The organism is Hanstruepera marina (assembly GCF_019880635.1).
Lineage (GTDB): Bacteria > Bacteroidota > Bacteroidia > Flavobacteriales > Flavobacteriaceae > Hanstruepera > Hanstruepera marina.
In genome coordinates this window covers 962501-984602 of record NZ_JAINVX010000001.1, presented here as the reverse complement: position 1 = coordinate 984602, position 22102 = coordinate 962501, and the positions used below count along the sequence as shown (strand labels likewise).

15 protein-coding genes, 2 tRNA genes and 2 rRNA genes (1 of these 19 only partly in view) are annotated in these 22102 nt (G+C 36.1%); 3 read left to right on the top strand and 16 right to left on the bottom strand.

Features of this window, described 5'->3' with window-relative positions; genetic code table 11:
- Window positions 1-2 precede the first annotated feature (2 nt).
- From pdhA to porU, 4 genes are all read right to left on the bottom strand, one after another.
- Window positions 3-1001, bottom strand: coding sequence for a pyruvate dehydrogenase (acetyl-transferring) E1 component subunit alpha (gene pdhA, locus K7G76_RS04615; RefSeq protein WP_223033007.1), 999 nt, complete (start codon window positions 999-1001; stop codon window positions 3-5).
- A gap of 90 nt (window positions 1002-1091) precedes the next feature.
- Window positions 1092-1574, bottom strand: a complete 483-nt coding sequence (gene cdd / locus K7G76_RS04610) for a cytidine deaminase (protein ID WP_223033006.1) — start codon at window positions 1572-1574, stop codon at window positions 1092-1094.
- A gap of 92 nt (window positions 1575-1666) precedes the next feature.
- Entirely contained in the window at window positions 1667-2905 is a 1239-nt protein-coding gene (gene porV / locus K7G76_RS04605; protein WP_223033005.1) for a type IX secretion system outer membrane channel protein PorV, read from the bottom strand.
- A 33-nt stretch (window positions 2906-2938) separates the two neighbouring features.
- Entirely contained in the window at window positions 2939-6808 is a 3870-nt protein-coding gene (porU, locus tag K7G76_RS04600) for a type IX secretion system sortase PorU (protein ID WP_223033600.1), read from the bottom strand.
- Between the two features lie 263 nt (window positions 6809-7071).
- On the opposite strand from porU, the gene gldJ reads away from it, so the two are divergent.
- Together gldJ and K7G76_RS04590 are read left to right on the top strand one after the other, a co-directional pair.
- Complete coding sequence (gene gldJ / locus K7G76_RS04595; RefSeq protein ID WP_223033599.1) at window positions 7072-8763, top strand: gliding motility lipoprotein GldJ; 1692 nt, start codon at window positions 7072-7074, stop codon at window positions 8761-8763.
- A gap of 66 nt (window positions 8764-8829) precedes the next feature.
- Window positions 8830-10119: a UDP-N-acetylmuramoyl-tripeptide--D-alanyl-D-alanine ligase gene (locus K7G76_RS04590; protein WP_223033004.1), complete on the top strand. Its 1290-nt coding sequence runs from the start codon at window positions 8830-8832 to the stop codon at window positions 10117-10119.
- A gap of 35 nt (window positions 10120-10154) precedes the next feature.
- On the opposite strand, the gene K7G76_RS04585 is transcribed toward K7G76_RS04590, so the two are convergent.
- The 10 genes from K7G76_RS04585 to K7G76_RS04540 all read right to left on the bottom strand — a co-directional run bounded on the left by K7G76_RS04585 (window position 10155) and on the right by K7G76_RS04540 (window position 18274).
- Window positions 10155-10229, bottom strand: a tRNA-Val gene (locus tag K7G76_RS04585).
- A gap of 39 nt (window positions 10230-10268) precedes the next feature.
- Window positions 10269-10343 (bottom strand) — tRNA-Val (locus K7G76_RS04580).
- A 99-nt stretch (window positions 10344-10442) separates the two neighbouring features.
- A complete protein-coding gene (locus K7G76_RS04575; protein WP_223033003.1) occupies window positions 10443-11183 on the bottom strand; it encodes a DUF6263 family protein in 741 nt (246 codons plus the stop codon).
- A 57-nt stretch (window positions 11184-11240) separates the two neighbouring features.
- The gene (locus K7G76_RS04570) at window positions 11241-12458 is read right to left on the bottom strand and encodes a bifunctional folylpolyglutamate synthase/dihydrofolate synthase (RefSeq protein WP_223033002.1); all 1218 of its coding nucleotides are present in this window, start codon (window positions 12456-12458) and stop codon (window positions 11241-11243) included.
- Between the two features lie 3 nt (window positions 12459-12461).
- Window positions 12462-13349: an energy transducer TonB gene (locus tag K7G76_RS04565; RefSeq protein ID WP_223033001.1), complete on the bottom strand. Its 888-nt coding sequence runs from the start codon at window positions 13347-13349 to the stop codon at window positions 12462-12464.
- A 1-nt stretch (window position 13350) separates the two neighbouring features.
- Window positions 13351-13746: an ExbD/TolR family protein gene (locus tag K7G76_RS04560; protein ID WP_223033000.1), complete on the bottom strand. Its 396-nt coding sequence runs from the start codon at window positions 13744-13746 to the stop codon at window positions 13351-13353.
- Between the two features lies 1 nt (window position 13747).
- Complete coding sequence (locus K7G76_RS04555; RefSeq protein WP_223032999.1) at window positions 13748-14449, bottom strand: MotA/TolQ/ExbB proton channel family protein; 702 nt, start codon at window positions 14447-14449, stop codon at window positions 13748-13750.
- A 53-nt stretch (window positions 14450-14502) separates the two neighbouring features.
- Complete coding sequence (gene nhaD, locus K7G76_RS04550) at window positions 14503-15894, bottom strand: sodium:proton antiporter NhaD (RefSeq protein WP_223032998.1); 1392 nt, start codon at window positions 15892-15894, stop codon at window positions 14503-14505.
- 14 nt (window positions 15895-15908) lie between these two features.
- Window positions 15909-17135 carry a Glu/Leu/Phe/Val dehydrogenase dimerization domain-containing protein gene (locus K7G76_RS04545; protein ID WP_223032997.1) on the bottom strand — a complete coding sequence of 409 codons (1227 nt, stop codon included), beginning with the start codon at window positions 17133-17135 and terminating at the stop codon, window positions 15909-15911.
- Between the two features lie 71 nt (window positions 17136-17206).
- Window positions 17207-18274, bottom strand: a complete 1068-nt coding sequence (locus tag K7G76_RS04540) for an anhydro-N-acetylmuramic acid kinase (RefSeq protein ID WP_223032996.1) — start codon at window positions 18272-18274, stop codon at window positions 17207-17209.
- A gap of 92 nt (window positions 18275-18366) precedes the next feature.
- Here K7G76_RS04540 and K7G76_RS04535 point away from each other — a divergent pair, with 92 nt between their 5' ends.
- Window positions 18367-19509 (top strand): acyl-CoA dehydrogenase, encoded by a 1143-nt coding sequence (locus K7G76_RS04535; RefSeq protein ID WP_223032995.1) that lies wholly within the window; start codon window positions 18367-18369, stop codon window positions 19507-19509.
- 236 nt (window positions 19510-19745) lie between these two features.
- Here K7G76_RS04535 and rrf read toward each other — a convergent pair.
- Both rrf and K7G76_RS04525 read right to left on the bottom strand, forming a co-directional pair.
- Window positions 19746-19853 (bottom strand): 5S ribosomal RNA (gene rrf / locus K7G76_RS04530).
- Between the two features lie 86 nt (window positions 19854-19939).
- A 23S ribosomal RNA gene (locus K7G76_RS04525) occupies window positions 19940-22102 on the bottom strand (it continues 658 nt past the right edge of the window).

Below are 22102 nucleotides of genomic sequence, written 5' to 3'. Positions count from 1 at the left end.
GCTTATAATTTATGTTGTAAAAATGGATAATCTTCTTGCTCATAAACGGTATCGTACATGACATTCTTTTCTGGCCATGGAGATTCTTCTGCGAATTTTTCGCATTCGCTTACTAAATCTTTTACGCGTTTATCTATTTTCTTTAAATCGGCTTCTGTAGCATATTTCTTTTCAAGAATAATATCTTTGACCTGCGTAATAGGATCTATTTTCTTGTACTCTTCTACCTCTTCTTTGGTTCTATAATGTTGGGCATCACTCATAGAGTGACCACGATAGCGGTAAGTTTTCATTTCAAGGAATGTTGGCCCTTCTCCTTTTCTCGCTCTTTCCATAGCTTCATGCATGGCTTCAGCAACTTTTACAGGATTCATACCATCAACTGGACCACATGGCATTTCATAACCTAAACCAAGTTTCCAAATATCAGTATGGTTGGCTGTACGTTCAACCGATGTACCCATAGCATAACCGTTGTTCTCACAAATAAATACAACTGGTAGTTTCCAATTCATAGCCATGTTAAACGTTTCATGAAGTGAGCCTTGTCTTACTGCTCCATCTCCCATGTAACACAAAGTAACTGCACCAGTTTCATGGTACTTATCACCAAAAGCCATACCAGCACCCAAAGGAATTTGTCCTCCAACTATACCATGACCTCCGTAAAACCCATGTTCTTTTGAAAATATATGCATAGAACCACCTAAACCTTGTGACGTTCCGGTTGCCTTACCATATAATTCAGCCATTACACGACGTGGATCAACTCCCATTCCTATAGGTTGTACATGGTTTCTATAAGCCGTAATCATTTTATCCTTTGAAAGGTCCATAGCATGTAAAGCACCTGCTAAAACCGCTTCTTGACCATTATATAAGTGAAGAAATCCTCTCACTTTCTGCTGAATGTAAACTGCAGCAAGCTTGTCTTCAAACTTTCTCCAGAATAACATATCTTCATACCACTTTAGGTAAACTTCTTTTGTTATTTTTTGCATGAGCTACGTTAATTAAATAAACGATTAACAAAAGTAACACTTTAGTTAGTAATGAAAAAACCGAAAAACGTAAAATTTATTTCGAAAACGTTATAGGACAGATTTATCGAAAACTAGAGGTAATAAATTTGCCAAAGAATCGGACTTAACCACCCTACCTGTTTCTCCCATAAAATAAATTTCTATTGGCGCATTTTGCTTGACTTCATATTCTGCAATGGCCTGTCTACAAGCTCCGCAAGGCGGAATTGGTGTTACCGTTGTTTTTAATTTTGATCCAGCGGTAATGGCCATTTTTAAAACTTTTGCATCGGGATATTGTGACCCTGCATAATAAATTGCTGTGCGTTCTGCACATAGACCAGATGGGTATGACGCGTTTTCTTGATTACTTCCTGTAATGATTTTACCGTTATTTAAAAGCAATGCTGCCCCTACACTAAAATTAGAATATGGCGAATAGGATTTTTGCCTCGCATCAAAAGCCTTTTTCATTAATTCAGCAATGTCATTTGGCAACTCATCAAGGTTGTCGTAGACCTGTAAAACTGATTCAATTTTTACTTCTTTCATACTTTGGTATTCTCAATAAAAATAAGAAACTATTTTAGACAAAAAAACTATTGCGTTAGGCAATAGTTTTTTTGTTGATCTTATTGGTTTTTTTAGTATTCGACATAAGCACCTCTATCTATATTAAATGACAGCGAGAATCGCAACGTGTTTTCCAAAGGATTCTGCACATTTGAAGATGAGAACAGATATGATAAATCTATACCAATTATATTATATTTAAATCCTGCACCTATAGCAAAGAATTGTCTCGCCCCCTTTACTTCAGATTCGTGAAAGTAACCTAATCGTAAAGCAAAGGCATCGTTATAGACATATTCAGCCCCTAGAGCCCAAGTCCATTCTTTCATTTCTTCACTAAATCCTCCTGGCGCATCGCCAAACGATTGGAACATCCCTTGGAAAAAACCTACATTAGGGTCTTTGCCGTCAATTATAATATCTGTTTGAACAACCGCACCCAAATCATCTTCATCTGGATCATACTGACCATTCCCATTATTATCTGTATACTCATATTCCGTTCCATAGACCGGAGGTGTTGGCACTAATAATTTGGTTACCTCACCTGTTACAGATACTTTATTATAGTTATCTAAAATAAAGTCAAAACCTGCTCCTAAACGTAAAGTTGTTGGTTGAAAGTTTTCTTGCCCACCTTCATCGTATTTAAATTTTGGGCCAATGTTTTGAATAGCAAAAGCCAAACGAGTTCTACCGTTAAAACTATTATAAGCGGTTTCTTCACTTTGGTAATATCCAGAAATATCAACACCAAATGTACTCGCGGCTTGTGCATTAGCATCCACTTGTTGTATCTTTAAATCTGAGCGTGAGTAACGCATAGCTACAGACATAGCAAATTGCTCACTTAACTTTAAAGCATAAGAGGCATCAAGAGAAAGCTCATTAGGTTTAACAACCAATGGTTGCGAGTTTTCATCTTGAACCAATTCTATTTCTCCTAAACCAAAATACTTAAAACTTGCAGCAAATGCACTACGGTCATTTATTCTATTGAAGTAAGATAAATACCCTAATGAAATATCGTTTACAATTTTTGTTAAATACGGCGTGTAACTAATACCAAAACCTTGTTTTGCTTCTGAAAACGCATATTTAGAAGAATTCCAATTTTGCGAATACACATCAACAGATGTTGCTACTCCCATATCTCCCATTGCAGCACCTCTAGCTTCTGGCGCAACTAGCAAAAAAGGCATACCAGTAGTAATTACTCTCGAATCTGGCTCATCTGGCAACACAACTGTTTGCGCAAAAATTTGATTTACAAAAACAACTGCAAATAGTATTAAAATTTTATTTTTCATGAATTGAATTTATTTGACAAATATAAATTATTATTATAGTATTACAAGTTTCTCTATGACTTCAACGGTTTTGTTCAAGGTATTTGATCGTACTTTAAGCTTATAAACATAAACACCTTTACCTATTTTATCTCCAAAATCATCACGACCATCCCAAATAATATCCCGTGATAACGCTGAAGCCCCCTTTCCACAACATTCTGTTGTATTAGTTTGGGCATTTAATGTTCTAACCAATTTACCAGAAACAGTGAATATCTGTACAGAAACGTCTAAAGGCTCTGAACTATTGTGATTAAACCAAAATTCTGTATAATTTACGAACGGGTTAGGGTAATTAAGCACATTATTAACCATTAACTCTTGGTCTTCATCATGTACAACAAATTGAATTTCATCAGTTGAGGAATTATTATAAACATCCCATGCCTTAAGTGTCAAAGTATGCAGTCCAGGTTCCAGATCACGTAACGGATAACTTGCTGAACCTCTTTGGTAGTCGTCTAATTCCGTTTGATAATAATCATTCAAAACATACTGATTTGTTTCGTCACCATCTATAATGGCAACAATATCATGACCAATTCCGCTAGCCGTATTAATACCATTTTCATCCTCCAACTTAACCAATAAACTCGGAGATTCGTTAGTTATACCTCCCGAAACAAAACTTTCATCATTCATGTATAATGAAATTAATGGTCCCGTATTATCTTCTGGAGCATTTTGATTCAAACCCCCTATTAGTAAATCATCAATATTAGCTCCGGCAACATCAACCAACTGGTTTTCACGTTTGGCATAAAAACTGACTCTGCCTTCCCCAACTGGAATACCAATATCTCTAGGCACAATAAATTCAAACTCAAACTCTCCATTTGTAACTGAAGCTTGACCTCTAAAGATTACAGCACCTAAAGTTTCGAAGTCCATAATGATTAGTTGACCATTTTCTCGAGTACCATCATTACCTAAAGTTTGCCTCTCAATTTTTTTATCGTAAATAACAACTGATAAAACACCATTAAAATCTGAAATCACATTTCCAGAATCATCAACCACTTCACCATTTAGTTTAGCTCTGCTTAATGCCTGAATAGGGCTTGTTTGCTGACCAACTGGTATATCATTAATTGCTGTAAGCTTGATATCAGGTTTTGGGAAAGCTAATTTCATTGCTGGATCACCAATAAAAAACACTAATCGTCTTTGACCAATACCCGAAATTGAAGGATTTGTTTTTGTAAGCCTTAAAGCTTCTGCCATTGTTGGATATTCATCATCGTCATAATCATCATCATCACTAAACGAAAATAAGTACTCCTCCAAAATAATATTAAAGGTTATTCCAACACTTACAAAAATTTGGCGTGTGGTAGTAATAAGCCCTATTGCTCCACCATCCTTATTCCAATAAGTGTATTCTCCTGCTGTTGGACGTAAGGGGTTATCAAAACGCGTATATTCGCAAGTTACGGTGACAAAACAATTCAACTTACAAACATTATTTAAATTTTGAGCATCAGGTTTTTCAAATATACGCTCTTTGGCTAAACCGTCTTCACCACCATGTCCAAAATAATTTACAACCAGTACACCAGCTTCAATAGAATTTGTCATGGCCAAAGTCACATTCGGGTAACGATCACCTCCTGCTGAAGATTCTTGCAAGTAGGCATCTGAATGTATTTTGGTTACGTTGATAAAGGGCTTTTCTTCAGCCACTAAATCTCCAATTTCATCTGTTGTTCCTTGCAAATCTTTCTCCCAAGCCTCATCCACATCATCAGACACTACTAAAAAGTTGTTGCGCCAGTTTCCAAAAGAGGCTTCAACATAGTACGATTGAATTTTATCGACCATATCTTTAGCTCGTTGTGGTGTATCAGCCAATATTCTACCAACAGCAATATCCAACTTATCAGACGTTCGCATGGCACCTTCATTCTCATCCATCATTCCATAAAAATCATCAGATACAAATGAGCTTGTTAAATTAAAACTATCATAAGCATGCCAAGAAGGCACTATATTGGTATTATAGGACAATCGGTTCTTGTAATCGTAAGAGCCATCGCCAAAAAGGCATAAATATTTTAATCTATTTTCTGGATTACTGGCGTTATAATATACATACCTCACGAAGTTCCTTATAGCACCAATATCTGGATTGCCGGTGCTAAATTCATTATATATGCTTTCTAACGAAACAACTTTTACATTTAAATTATTTTGAATACGATTAATTTCGGCCAAACGCTGCGCTTGATTAACATAATCGCTCCTTGTTATAATTAGGTAGTCTATGTCTTCAAAAACACCTTGAGCATTATTGAAAATGGTTCCTTTTAAATTTTGATTACTCACCCTACTATTCGAAACAGAAATAGGCTCATAAAATCCTGTTGCGGGAACAATGGCATATTTTTTTAAACTACCTAGTGTTGATTTAAAACTTATATTAGAGTCAGAGTCAGGATTCAAAACAGTTCTAACGTTGTAAATATCGGTTACATCCCAAACCTCATTTACTTGATTGGTATTGGATATATTATATTGAGCTATTCCAGATATGTTAGCAACACCATTATTATAAAACGTGTACTGACTACCAGCATACGTTAGTGCTCGGGTTGCCTCTACAGAAACATAATCTATATAAGCCGAAGCTGAAGGGTTACCATTGTTATCATAAGTTAGAGAAACAGTAATATTATCTGAACTTACATTAACATTACCATCATAAATAGCCTCACTAGCCAATGTACTTGAAGTAGTTGCTGGTATTACCAAATTAGCAACACTATTACCGTTCAATGACAACTCCATAATTGAAGCTACTTCAGAAGTCGAAGCCACATAAGTTTTTAGCTTCACAGGTTCGGTTGTTACCAAATTAGGAAATTGAAATTCAAAACTTTTGCTGTTCTCAACATCAAAATTATCACCAAACCAACGTCTACCTACACTAGCTAAATTATATTCATCTAGTTCATGAAATTCGTAATCCTGAAACGTATCTATTACCACATCAGGATTCCCAGGTGGCTCAACAATAGGTTGTACACGTTTTCCATTTCCAGAACCCACATTAATATAGTAATACGTAATATCTGTATAGCAGTTAATATTGGTGTTTCGGGTTTCATCGAAACCTCTTGGTCCTTGGCCATAAAATAAAATGTAGTCGCTATCATGAAACACGCCATCTTCTTCCCCGACAACCCGTATAGCGTTTTCAGTAACATCATAAGGGTAAGGCTCTGAATTGGCATAAGGTATCATTCGACCACCATTGCCATACAATTTTATAGTTCTGGGATCAATACTATTTACATTAACACCTATTTGCTCTAAAAAATTTTTAGATAATTTATAAACACCTGTTTTATCGACTTGAAAACGGTACCAACTTCCAGAGCTTAAAGCCGAATTCGTAATATTACGCCTAAATCCTGTTCTAGCATTATTATTTGTACGATAAGAAACAGTAAAAGCTGTTACTTTCTTGTAAACTCCATTTTCATTAATAATTGGCGAAACCGTTAAAAATGCATAGCGCTTGTCACGAGCAATACTATTTTCTAATTTAAGCCGCAGTGATTTAGGAACAGTTTGAAGATTTAGTCCTTTTAACTCGTTTTTTGAAATTACTCCATAACTTACATTGGTTATTTCTACAGAATTTTCATCAACAAGTTGACTTATGCTCCATTGACTGATAAATTGCAAACCATCAGTAAGACTATAGTTAAAATTTTCTTGGTTAAATGCAGGAACCTTAAGTGAAAAACTTTCTGTGGATATAGTTTTATCACCCTCCCAGTTTATCACAAAACTTTTTTGTTGCGAAAAAACAATTAGGTGAGTCAATATGGTTAGTAGTAACAATTTCTTTTTCATCACACAAATAACGTGAATTAACACATCTTATTATTTGAAAATTAACAATTTTCAAAAAACAAGATTAGTCAACAATAATAAATGACAAAAATAGACGTTATGAAGTGAGAAAACAACAATAAAAACGTCAAAAATCATCGGTGTAATGCCTAATAAATAGGATGAAATGCATATTTTTTTAGCTAAAAATCGTTTTTTTGCTTGTATTATTAGGTATAATTCTTATATTGCGTCACCAAAATAATAATGGCTTACTTAAAAGTATGGATATGAAAAATGTATTAACAATAAGGGTATTGTTAGTTTTAGCTATCGCTAGCACTATGGTTGGTTGTAAAAGATCATCCAGTTCAAACAGCTCCAGAGCTACCGGTTGGGACATCAACTCGAGAGAGGGTGGATTCCAATACAATACTTCCTTCAAAGGTCAAGAGGCAGGTCCCGGTCTTGTTTTTGTAGAAGGCGGAACCTTCACAATGGGAAAAGTTCAAGATGACGTCATGCACGATTGGAACAACACCCCCAATCAGCAACACGTTCAATCATTCTACATGGATGAAACAGAGGTAACCAATTTAATGTATTTAGAATATTTAGATTGGATTAAGCGTGTTTATCCCCCAACAGATGAAAATTACAGAGCCATTTACAATGGTGCTTTACCTGACACATTGGTTTGGAGAGATCGTTTAGGTTTCAACGAAGTTATGACTGAAAACTATTTACGCCATCCTGGTTATGCAGAATATCCTGTTGTAGGTGTAAGTTGGATTCAAGCTGTTGAGTTTGCTAACTGGCGTTCAGACCGTGTTAATGAAGCCAAATTAGAAGATGAAGGCTATATTAAAAGAGATGCTAAAATAACAGATGTATCTGCTGACGCTACTTTTAATACCGATACATACATCAGTGCCCCTACTCAAACTTATGGAGGTAATACTGATATTACTGATCCAGCTAATACAAGAAGACGTGTGCAAACAGATGCCAATGGTGACCCTGTTGGAGTATATGCAACTAGAGAAACAGGTTTGATCTCCCCTAAATATAGACTCCCAACTGAAGCTGAATGGGAATATGCTGCTTTAGGATTAACATCATTAAGAAGTTATAATGTATACAGAGGTCGTAAAAAATACCCTTGGGACGGTCAATACACGCGTTCTGGGAAACGTAAAGTTCGCGGTGATCAATTAGCTAACTTTAAGCAAGGTAAAGGTGATTATGGCGGTATAGCAGGATGGTCTGATGATGGTGCAGATATTACTAACCAAGTAAAATCATACGAACCTAACGACTATGGTTTATATGATATGGCCGGAAACGTTGCCGAATGGGTAGCTGATGTTTATAGACCTATAGTAGATGATGAGTTTACTGACTTTAACTACTACCGTGGTAATGTATATACTAAAAATGCTATTAATGAAGATGGTACTGTAAAAGTAGTAACTACTGAAGATATTGTTTTTGATACTTTACCAAATGGAAAAGTAATAGCTAGAAACTTACCTGGAGAAATTCATCAAGTACCAGTTGATGAAAATGAAACATACTTGAGAATGAACTTTGACACTAGTGATAACAGAAACTTTAGAGATGGTGACAAGCGTTCTTCAAGACAATATAGAGACAACTTTAATGAAGATGAAGATGGCGGAACAACTGAAGACTCACACACACGTAAAATGTATAATTCTCCAAAGCATAATGTAGAAGTTGATTCTTCTGGACAGTTAATTCGTGAGTATGATCAATCTGATAAGCGTACTTCTTTAATTAATGATGAAGTTCGTGTGTATAAAGGTGGTTCATGGAAAGACAGAGAGTATTGGTTAGACCCAGCTACTCGTCGTTATTTTCCACAGGATATGGCTACAGATTATATTGGATTTAGATGTGCCATGTCTCGTGTAGGTTCAAAATCTGAAAATAAAAACAAAACAAAAAACTAGAAATTTGTTTTAAAATAATTTAAAAAGTCCTGACTGTCGTCAGGACTTTTTTTATACTTTTAGTCTATGACAATTCAAGATATTCACAAGCTGTTTTTAGACTGCAAAAGCGTCTCAACCGATACCAGAAAAATCTCAAAAAATGATATGTTTTTTGCGCTAAAGGGCGAAAATTTTAATGGAAATACATTTGCCGAGCAAGCCATAAAACTTGGAGCAAAATATGTGATAATAGATGAGGCAACTTACAAGATTGATAACCAAACCATTTTAGTAGATAATGTTTTAAAAACACTACAAGAATTAGCTACTTATCACAGAAATTATCTTGGTATTAAAATTATCGCTCTTACCGGTAGTAATGGCAAAACCACAACCAAAGAGCTTATTAATGCAGTACTATCGGAAAAATATAGAACTACAGCTACTAAAGGCAATTTAAATAATCATATTGGTGTGCCATTAACCTTACTTTCCATGAATAATCAAACCGAGTTGGGCATAGTAGAAATGGGAGCTAACCATAAAAAAGAAATTGAATTTTTATGCAATATTGCTATGCCAGATTATGGATACATAACTAATTTCGGAAAAGCTCATTTAGAGGGTTTTGGTGGTGTAGAAGGTGTTATAGAAGGAAAGTCGGAAATGTACACCCATTTAATAAATTATAATAAAACTATTTTTGTAAATGCTGACAACTCTATTCAATTAGAAAAAACGAAAGATGCTAAAACTATAAAATTTGGTACATCTTCAGGTTCTGATGTAATAACCATTAACTTACTAGATTCTGAATCTTACGTTAAAGTTGCCTACAAAAATCAACAAATTCAATCTCAATTAATTGGTGATTACAATTTTGGAAATATTGCTGCCGCAATAGCAATTGGTGATTATTTTAAAGTTTCTCTAGAAAATATTAAAGCAGCTATTGAAAACTACACACCAAATAATAATCGATCACAGATAATATCCAAAGGAACTAATAATATTATTTTAGATGCTTACAATGCTAATCCAACTAGCATGGAAGCCGCTTTAACAAACTTCAACAATCAAAAAGCTAAACACAAGATAGTTTTTCTTGGCGATATGTTTGAGTTGGGCAAAAGTTCTCAATTGGAACACCAACGTATCGTTAAACTCGTTCAAAACATGTCATTCAAGAGAAAATATTTCATTGGAGAGCATTTCTATTTATCCAAAAACAATGATCCAAACAGTCTATTTTTTAAATCCTATGACAAATTTAAAGAGTATAATAAGGATTTAGAAATCAGCAATAGTTTGTTGCTTATTAAGGGCTCAAGAGGCATGGCTTTAGAACGTATTATGGATTTACTAGACTATTAAAACTAAAAAAATCTGCATTCAGCAGATTTTTTTAGTGGGTCATACTGGATTCGAACCAGTGACTTCTACCCTGTCAAGGTAACACTCTGAACCAACTGAGTTAATGACCCAAAAATAAAAAAGTCCGTTTTAAAACGGACTTAATTTTGTGGGCGATGAGGGATTCGAACCCCCGACCCCCTCGGTGTAAACGAGGTGCTCTGAACCAACTGAGCTAATCGCCCTTTGTAATCGGACTGCAAATATAAAGTAGTTTTTCAATTCACAAAAGCTTTTTTAAAAAAAAATAAATTCTTTTTTAAATCAATCTATATGTTTTAAAGTTATTGCACTTTAGTCATAGAAATTACTACTTCAGTTGTCATTTTTTGTCCCATAACGTCCACATCCATGGTTACGTTTGATGTATTAGAAATGCCCGAAGCTTTATCTATATTCATACTCCCCGTTAATGTACCAGTTGCAACACCAGAAACACTTCCATTTACATCTAAAATCACTGATTTAGCGTCAATGGATTTTACTGTATATGTGTAACTGATTAACATACCATTGTTTTCTTTTTCATCACTCCAAGAAGAACCTAATTTAACAGCCTCTTTAGGATATATAACACTTTGCGTCTGGTTAGTAAACTGATCGGCATTGGCAGCATTACCTTCAATCATTTTCATTTCCAAAACCTCTCCATAAGCATTAGTTTTCACAGCTAAAATGGTTTCCAGAATAGGCTTCATCTGCGCGCTCATCATTTTACCTTCGTCATCTAGATTTTCTTCTTTAGTATCTGAATCATAAGATAATTTATTTCCTGCTTGACTCATATCCATTTTAATGCTTTTAAAGCTCATTTCCGTATTAAAAATAGTATCAATAGCTTCTTTTACTTCTGTTTGCATTTCCATCTGCATATCCATTTTCATAATTTCACCCATATCTTGGGTCATGACCATATTCATCAAATACTTATCGCCTGTATTGTAATTAAATCTTAAATAGGTAGATTCTTGGGCAAATGAAATTGTAGAAACCACTAACAATAATAGTGTAATTAAGTTCTTCATGATTTTAAAATATTTTTTTAGTTGAAAAACAAATATAGTGTCTTAAAAGCAGGTGAACTAAATTATTTCGGCCACCGTAAAAGTACTTCCGCCTACGTAAATAACATCGTTAATACTTGCTTTAGATTTGGCTGTATTTAACGCACCTTCTACACTTTCACATATTTCACCTTTAAATCCTTTCTTTATAAATTGATCTGCAAGTGTATGCGCATCCAAACCACGGGGAACATTAGACTTACAAAAAAAATAATATGCATGATTAGGCAATAACTTTAGTATAGAATCTAAATCTTTATCATTAACCACACCAAAGACTATGTATAAGTTTTCATAATTTTCAGCTTGCAATTGATTCATAACATATTTTAATCCGTCTTCGTTATGAGCAGTATCACAAATTATTTTAGGCTTTTCCTGCAATACTTGCCATCTACCCTTTAAATCGGTATTTGCTACTACATTTAAAAGCCCCTTCTTTATATTTATATCTGATATTTTATAACCCAATAAGTTTAAAACTTGTATAGTTTTTACTGCCGTTTTAATGTTGTGCTTTTGGTAACTACCTTTTAAATCACTTTCAAAATTTACATGGTGTAGATTTTGGGCAAAATATATTTCTGATTTATTTTTATGTGCCTTATTTAAAAAGACAGGTTTAGTAGCTTCTAGGTATTCCCCAACAACAACAGGAACTTCTGGTTTAATAATCCCTGCTTTTTCATTGGCTATTTCCTCTAAAGTATTTCCTAAAAATTGGGTATGATCCAAACCTATATTCGTAATCACAGATACTAATGGTGTAATAATATTTGTTGAATCCAATCGCCCTCCAAGTCCAACCTCAATTACAGCTACATCAACCTGATGGATTGAAAAATATTCAAAAGCCATTCCTGTAGTCATTTCAAAGAATGAAAGCGCTTGACTTTCAAAAAATGTTTTGTTTTGGTTAATGAATTCAATCACAAATTCTTCACTTACGCAAACACCATTAATTTTAATACGCTCTCTAAAATCCTTTAAATGCGGCGAAGTAAAAAGCCCCACTTTTAAACCCGATTCCTGTAAAATAGAAGCAATCATATGGCTCGTGGAACCTTTTCCATTAGTTCCAGCTACATGTATACACTTGACCTTTTTTTCTGGATTATTAAGATGATTAGCCAACAAGATAGTATTGCCCAAATCGGCTTTATAAGCTGCCTTACCTTGTCTTTGATACATCGGAAGTTTTGAAAACATCCAGTTTAAAGTATCTTGATATGTCATTAGTTATTGGCCTAAATTGAAGTTTACTTTAACAAAACCAATTTGTTTGGCTGGTGCATTAGAATCCGGTCGCCATTTATGTGATAAAGCTATTTTTTTTGCAGGCTCTAATAAACATTGTGCTGTATTGGTAGTACCTTTAACACCTGGAACGGCTTCAATAACGTTTCCGTTTCTATTCACAACAATTTTAACAATCACCATACCAGATTCATTACAGTCTTGTTTAAGCTTTTGATAGGTAGCTTTACCTCTACCATTTAAACCATAGCCTACACCACCACTACCAGTGCCTGGGTCTCCAAAATAGCTTGCTGCATAAGGGTCTCCATCTAACTGACCTTTATCTCCTGCTTCATTATCATTACCCTCTCCACCTGATTCAGAACCTTCAGATTTACTAACACCTCCTATTAGCGCATCCAGTTTTTTCTTTTTAGCTTCTTGTTCGGCTTTTTCTTTAGCTATTCTATCAGCTTCGGCCTTTGCTTTAGCGTCTGCTTCGGCTTTTGCTCTTTGTTCAGCTTCTAATTGTGCTTTTCTTTCAGCTTCTTTTTGTCTTTTAATGGCAATAGCTTCTTCTTCAGCCTGAGTAAGAACATCTTCAGCCTTTGATTGTTTAGATGACACCGGTTCGGGAGTGGTTTCCTCTGGTTTAGAAACTTCTTCTACAGGTTTTTGCACCTCTCTAGGTTCTGATTTTATTGGTTTTTTAGGCTGGACATTTCCTTGACCAACATTACTGTTTCCAAAATTAACAGCCACACCATATTCAATAGGCGGATCCATATATGGAGGACCAACAACAAACAAAAGCAGCAAAATAATCATAACTATTAAAGTTGTGATTTTAGCTGAATTACGTTCATGTTTAGTCTCTAAATATTTCATGCTAATTATTCGGTTTTACGGCAAGGATAACTTTAAACTTGTTTCGGTTAGCTATATCCATTACTTTAACTACATTATCTACTGGTACCGTTTTTTCTGCCCGCAATACAATTGTTGGCTGATCTTTACTAGATAAAACGCTTACCAATTCATTCTCCAAAACACTCTCACCAACTAATTTCTGGTCCACATAATAACGTAAATCCTTTGTAATACTAACGGCTACTGATTTCTTATTTTCAGTTTTGCCACTAGCTTTTGGCAATAAAATATCAATAGCACTTGTAGTAACTAAAGTAGAAGCGATCATAAAAAATATAAGTAAAAGGAATACAATGTCCGTCATAGATGACATATTGAATTCTGGTGTTACTTTATTTCTTCCGCGAATATCCATATTATATTGGCTCGTTTAGGTGATCTAAAAACTCTACTGAATTAGCTTCCATTTGATAAACCACTTTGTTGGTTTTAACAACTAAATGATTATAGGCTATGTAAGCAACAATACCTACTATCAACCCGGCTACAGTTGTCGTCATAGCAGTATAAAGCCCACTTGCCAAAACATCCATTTGGATTGTTCCTCCTGCATTTGCCAATTCAAATATGGCCAAAATCATACCAATTACAGTGCCAAGAAAACCTATCATTGGAGCGGCTCCTGAAATAGTGGCCAGCATACTAACGTTTTTCTCTAAACCATAAATCTCTAAACGACCGGCATTTTCAATAGCTGTGTTAATATCTTCCAAAGGTTTTCCTATGCGTGTCAAACCTTTATTAATCAAACGTGATACAGGTGAATTTACTTGGGCACACAACATTTGCGCTGAATCAATTTTACCATTACTTACATGATCTTTAATTTGATTCATAAAATTACTATCTACTTTAGAAGCAGCTTTGATGGCAAATAATCTTTCAAAATAGATGTAACAAGCAACTATTAATAGTACAAAAAGCAATAGAATTATTAACATTCCTGCTGTTCCTCCACTGGTAATCAACTCAATAATGGACAATGTTTTTTCAACTGATTCTCCATCCGTTAACACTTCAGTGCCATCTTGAACTTCTTGAATTATAGAATTTATCATATATAATTGAATCTATTTTTAATTTATAACGTGTTTTTTCTAACTAAATTATGCTAGAAGATTGTTCTAGTAAACATAAAGGCTACAGCTCCTACCAAAAACCCAACTAGTGCTAACCATGAGATCTTTTTTAGATACCAGAAAAAATCAATCTTCTCCATTCCCATGGCTACAACACCTGCAGCAGAACCAATGATCAACATACTACCTCCTGTTCCCGCAGAATAGGCTATAAAATGCCAAAGTTCATTATCCATAGGTACAGAAAACATTCCTAAACTAGCCGCTACCAGAGGTACATTATCAATGACAGCGGAGCCCACACCTAATAGTAAAACCACCAAATCTGAAACGCCTTCATGGTGTAACTCCGTACCTAACATGGGCATATTCTCTTGTAATGACGTGGCAAAACCAAACAATATCCCCAAAGATTCCAAAGCAGCAACAGCCATTAAAATTCCTAAAAAGAACAAAATACTTGGCATTTCAATTTTAGAAAGGGAATGATGGACTGGACTATGAGAGCTATGGGCATCACTTTCTTCAGAATCAAAATTAGATATACTGAATTTTGAAGAACTGTAAATTTCGGCAAAAACGGCCACTACCCCTAATGCGAGCATCATACCTACATAAGGTGGTAAATGCGTTACTGTTTTAAAAATTGGTACTGATACAATACCACCCAATCCTAAATACAACATTGTAGAGCTAAAACGGCTTTTAGGTTTATCATCTTGGTCTTCATAATCTAATTCTCCTTTGAAAGCAGGTAAAAAACTTGCAATAAAAAAGGGCACTAGCATACACAATAATGAAGGCACAAACAAGTATACAAACAAATGTCCTGTTGAAACCTTTTTGCCTATCCAAAGCATTGTTGTTGTAACATCACCAATTGGTGACCAAGCACCACCTGCATTAGCTGCAATTATAATTAAACCAGCATACCAAATTCTTGAATCCCTATTCGGTATTATTTTTTGAAGTATTGAAATTAAAACTATAGTAGCAGTTAAGTTGTCTATAATTGCTGAAAGAAAAAATGCCAAAAACCCAAATATCCAAAGGATACGTTTTTTACTTTTGGTTTTAATAAAAGTTTTAATGGTAGAGAATCCATCAAAATAATCAATAATTTCAACAATGGTCATTGCTCCTAGGAGGAAAACTAATATCTCTGCTGTTTTTCCTAAATGATGCAATAAGGTTTCTTCCATTAAATGCATCTTTTCTTCATGACCTAAATCGCCAAAATTATCAAGTAGAGCATGTTTAGCGGAATCAAACCATTGTGGAAAATGTTCAAGACCTAAAGCAATTAAAGCCCAACAAAGCGACATCATAACCAACGCTGGGATAAGCTTGTCTATTTTCAAATTATGTTCTAGGGTTATAGCTAAATAGCCTACAACAAATACAATAATTATTAATGATTCCATAAAATTTATTTTTTTTAAATTAACTGCCCTAAAGCAATTTCAAATGCTGTTTTACTAATTTGGGTTTGAGATTGGTTTTGCTCATAAACCTTCTGCATCGCTTTCTTTATAGTGTTAGATGTGTCATTAAAAATCGCTTCATCTGTCATTTGAACACGACGCTCCATAAAATAAGCAAATACTCTCGCCATTCCACAATTAGAAATAAAATCTGGTATAAGACTCACTCTGTAATCTGTATGCTCCATGATAGTTCCAAAAAATATTTCTTTATCTGCAAAAGGTACATTGGCTCCACAAGAAATGACTTCCAGTCCTGTATCTATCATTTCATCTATTTGGTTTATTGTCACTAAACGCGAAGCGGCACAAGGCATAAACACTTCTGTTTCCAAAGACCAAATACGTTCATTCATTTCATCAAAAGGAATCAGGTTTTCTGCTGATAGAGCATTACCATCCTTATTAAGGAATAATTCCGTAATCTCTTCAAAAGTAAACCCATCTTCATTAATTAAACCTCCAGCAATATCAATTATACCAACAACTTTTGCTCCCATTTTTGAAATGTAAAAAGCTGCTGCAGAACCAACATTTCCAAACCCTTGTACAACAACTCGCTTTTCAGCAATATTTCCACCATATATATCATAATAGTGCCTTACAGCTTCAGCGACACCAAAACCAGTTATCATATCGGCGACCGTATACTTTTGCGCAACACTTGGTGAATAATTTGGGTTTTCAATTACTTTAATTACACCTTGGCGTAATTGACCGATTCTGTTTATTTTATCAGCTTGTGTAGGCTTAAAATGCCCTTCAAAAACACCTTCCTGTGGATGCCACACGCCACTTTCTTCAGTTATTGGTATAACTTCATGAATTTCATCAACATTTAAATCACCTCCTGTTCCGTAATAGCTTTTTAGTAAAGGAGAAACCGCTTTATACCATCGTTCCAAAACACCTTTCTTCCTAGGGTCCTTTGGATCAAAGTTAATTCCCGATTTAGCACCTCCAATAGCTGGACCAGAAACTGTAAACTTAACTTCCATGGTTTTAGCTAGAGAGAGCACCTCATTCATGTCTAAACCTTTGCGCATTCGCGTCCCTCCACCTGCAGCTCCACCTCTTAAAGAGTTGATTACTGTCCAACCCTCTGCTTCTGTTTCTGGGTCTTTCCAATTAAAAATAATTTCTGGTGATTTGTCTTCGTACTTTTGAAGTAATTCTTTCATTAAGACTAGTTAGATTTGTTTCAACAAATATAAAAAACAAAAAATCGCTTTATATTAATTTTACAATAATTTTATGGTTGATAGACTTCTCCCGAGCTATGATTTTTTTCAGCACCTGTTACACTTGCTAAACAATTTATTTCATTTCGTAATTTAAGTACCCCCAATAGTCCAAAGATTAAAGCTTCTTTATATTCCAAGATATCTTGACTTGGAATCACTATTTTGTTTGAACTTTTAGACTTTAACAAATCAATTAAAAAACTATTATAAGCTCCACCACCAGAAACTAATACTGATGATTTAGGAATTTCATTAAAAGCACTAACTATTTGTACGGCTATATGCTCCACAAAAGTTCGCAAAATAGTTTTCGCATCTAGATTATAGCTATCTATTAATGGATATATATTATTCTCAACCCATTCCAACCCTAATGATTTTGGATGATTTTGTTTATAATATTGAAGTTTATTTAGTTTGTTAAGTAACGACTCATTAATTAGACCTCTAGAAGCATTTTCTCCATTTGGGTCATATTCCAATCCCAATTCACCTACATAATGATTAAGTACAATATTTGCTGGACAGATATCGAAAGCTATACGACGACCTTTTTGTTCGAATGAAATATTAGCAAACCCTCCTAAATTCAAACAAAAATCATATTCAGAGAACAATAGTCTATCCCCAATTGGTACTAATGGTGCTCCTTGCCCATTAAACTCAACATCCTGTTTTCTAAAGTCACAAACTACAGTTTTTTGAGTAAGTTTTGAAAGCAGTCTTAAATTTCCTATTTGATATGTTAATCCAATTTCCGGTTGGTGCAAGGCTGTATGTCCATGAGAACAGATAGCATCAAGATTAGCTATATTATTTTGACTGATAAAGTTATTAATATTATCAGCTAACAATTCGGTATATTCTTCATCTACATCTTTGAGTTCTTCAACTGAAAAGGTCACTAAAGCTTTCAACTTATCATTCTTCCACTCTTCAGAATAAGGCACAGTTACAACCTGTATAATCTCAAAATTCCATTTTTTATCTAAAAAAAAACGAATATAGGCTAAATCTAATCCATCTAATGATGTTCCAGACATGCAACCAACAACAAAGTATTCTGATTTTATCATATTCTGTAAAAATATAAATCCTTATTGAAAAAATGCTATTAATAAAGTATCTTTGCAGTCTTATTTTATCAATTCAACAATTTATTCAAATTATGGATTTTAACCTTACAGAAGAGCATATAATGATTCGTGACGCAGCTCGCGATTTTGCACAAACAGAATTACTTCCAGGCGTTATTGAACGTGACAATGAACAAAAGTTTCCTGACGAATTAGTCAAAAAAATGGGAGAACTTGGCTTTATGGGTGTAATGGTTGACCCAAAATATGGAGGAAGTGGTATGGATGCTATTTCTTATGTATTAATAATGGAAGAATTATCAAAGATTGATGCATCAGCTTCAGTTATGGTTTCTGTTAATAATTCATTGGTTTGCTATGGTTTAGAAGCCTATGGAACCGAAGAACAAAAACAAAAGTACCTTACTAAATTAGCTACAGGAGAATATCTTGGCGCGTTTTGTTTAAGTGAGCCTGAAGCAGGAAGTGATGCCACTTCACAAGCTACAACAGCAATCGACATGGGTGACCATTATGTTATTAATGGTACTAAAAATTGGATTACAAATGGAGGGAGATCTGACGTATATTTAGTAATTGCTCAAACTGACAGAGAAAAAGGCCACAGAGGGATAAATGCTTTTATTGTTGAAAAAGGCATGGAAGGTTTTGATATTGGACCAAAAGAAGATAAATTAGGTATTAGAGGAAGTGATACTCACACATTACAATTCAACGATGTTAAAGTTCCAAAAGAGAATCGTATTGGAGAAGATGGTTTTGGATTTAAATTCGCCATGAAAACACTTTCAGGCGGACGTATCGGCATTGCTGCTCAAGCATTAGGTATTGCTTCAGGTGCTTATGAATTGGCACTAAAATATTCTAAAGAACGTAAAGCGTTTGGAACTGAAATTTGTAACCATCAAGCTATTGCCTTTAAATTAGCAGACATGGCTACTGAAATTGAAGCTGCTAGAATGCTAGTAATGAAAGCTGCTTGGGATAAAGATCAAGGGAATAATTACGATATGTCTAGTGCTATGGCAAAACTTTATGCTAGTAAAGTAGCTATGGAACAAACTGTTGAAGCCGTTCAAATACACGGCGGTAATGGTTTTGTAAAAGAATATCATGTAGAGCGTTTAATGCGTGATGCAAAAATAACACAGATTTACGAAGGTACTTCTGAAATTCAAAAAATCGTAATTTCTAGAGGTGTTATTAGAGCATAAAAAGGCTTTATTAAAAACATGAAAAATGAAAAACCTGCCTTATAGCAGGTTTTTTTATAGCTTAATTTTCTATCTATTAGCAATTTCCATAACTCAACTGGTTTATCATATATTATATATCATTAAGGAGTGTCACTTTTTTTAAACTATAATACTATAACCTAAAACAAACTTTGTTTTTCGTTACACCCCCAAAACAAAAAACCCTTTCATCTATGCAATGAAAGGGTTTTCAAAAAAGGCGGCGACCTACTCTCCCACGAGTGCAGTACCATCGGCGCTAACGGGCTTAACTACTCTGTTCGGAATGGTAAGAGGTGAGCCCCGTCGCTATAACCACCTTAAGTCTTTCGGACGCTCGGTCCGTATATTGTTGACATATTGAAAAGTCTACATGATTAGTTTGTTGTACCTATAAAAAGAACGGCCGTACAATAAGCCTATGGGTTATTAGTACTACTCGGCTATGACATTACTGCCTTTACACCTGTAGCCTATCAACGTGGTCATCTCCCACGACCCTTTAAAGAAATCTCATCTTGTGGTGGGTTTCGCGCTTATATGCTTTCAGCGCTTATCCCTTCCGAACGTAGCTACCCAGCAATGCTCCTGGCGGAACAACTGGTACACCAGAGGTTCGTCCAACTCGGTCCTCTCGTACTAGAGTCAGATCCACTCAAATTTCTAACGCCCACAGTAGATAGAGACCGAACTGTCTCACGACGTTCTGAACCCAGCTCGCGTGCCACTTTAATGGGCGAACAGCCCAACCCTTGGGACCTTCTCCAGCCCCAGGATGTGACGAGCCGACATCGAGGTGCCAAACCCCCCCGTCGATGTGAGCTCTTGGGGGAGATCAGCCTGTTATCCCCGGAGTACCTTTTATCCTTTGAGCGATGGCCCTTCCATGCGGAACCACCGGATCACTATGCTCTACTTTCGTACCTGATCGACCTGTATGTCTCTCAGTCAAGCTCCCTTATGCCATTGCACTCTGCGCACGGTTACCAAGCGTGCTGAGGGAACCTTTAGAAGCCTCCGTTACTCTTTTGGAGGCGACCACCCCAGTCAAACTACCCACCAAGCACTGTCCCCTTTTGTGAAGGGTTAGACTCTAGATAAGCAAAGGGTGGTATTTCAACAATGACTCCACAACGCCTGGCGACGCCGCTTCAAAGTCTCCCACCTATCCTACACATTACTTATCCAAAGCCAATACTAAGCTATAGTAAAGGTTCACGGGGTCTTTTCGTCCCACTGCGGGTAATCGGCATCTTCACCGATACTACAATTTCACCGAGCTCATGGCTGAGACAGTGTCCAGATCGTTGCACCATTCGTGCAGGTCGGAACTTACCCGACAAGGAATTTCGCTACCTTAGGACCGTTATAGTTACGGCCGCCGTTTACTGGGGCTTCATTTCAGATCTTCGCCGAAGCTAAACCCTCCACTTAACCTTCCAGCACCGGGCAGGTGTCAGGCCATATACGTCATCTTTCGATTTAGCATAGCCCTGTGTTTTTGATAAACAGTCGCCTGGACCTTTTCACTGCGGCCACGCCGAAGCGTGGCGACCTTTCTCCCGAAGTTACAGGTCTATTTTGCCTAGTTCCTTAGCCATGAATCTCTCGAGCTCCTTAGAATTCTCATCCCAACTACCTGTGTCGGTTTAGGGTACGGGCTGCTTCACTCGCTTTTCTTGGAAGTCGATTTGCTGGATTATCACCGCAGCCGTAGCTTTAGTGTACTATCGGGGCGTTACCGCTCCCTTCAACGTACTATTCCGTCAGTACGCACCAACTTTTCGCCTCCGTCACTTTTATTGTGAGCAGGTACAGGAATATTAACCTGTTGTCCATCCACTACCCCTTTCGGGTTCGCGTTAGGTCCCGACTAACCCTCAGCTGATTAGCATAGCTGAGGAAACCTTAGTCTTTCGGAGTGCGGGTTTCTCGCCCGCATTATCGTTACTTATGCCTACATTTTCTTTTGTAGCTTCTCCAGCAGGCCTCACGACCCACCTTCGACGACACTACAATGCTCCCCTACCACTTTTTCAAGTCCATAGCTTCGGTAGTATGTTTATGCCCGATTATTATCCATGCCGAACCGCTCGACTAGTGAGCTGTTACGCACTCTTTAAATGAATGGCTGCTTCCAAGCCAACATCCTAGCTGTCTAAGCAGTTCAACCTCGTTTATTCAACTTAACATACATTTGGGGACCTTAGCTGATGGTCTGGGTTCTTTCCCTCTCGGACATGGACCTTAGCACCCATGCCCTCACTGCTGATCAACATTTTATAGCATTCGGAGTTTGTCAGGAATTGGTAGGCGGTGAAGCCCCCGCATCCAATCAGTAGCTCTACCTCTATAAAACTATAAATCAACGCTGCACCTAAATGCATTTCGGGGAGTACGAGCTATTTCCGAGTTTGATTGGCCTTTCACCCCTACCCACAGGTCATCCGAAGACTTTTCAACGTCAACCGGTTCGGTCCTCCACTGTATGTTACTACAGCTTCAACCTGCCCATGGGTAGATCACACGGTTTCGCGTCTACCACTACTAACTAAAGCGCCCTGTTCAGACT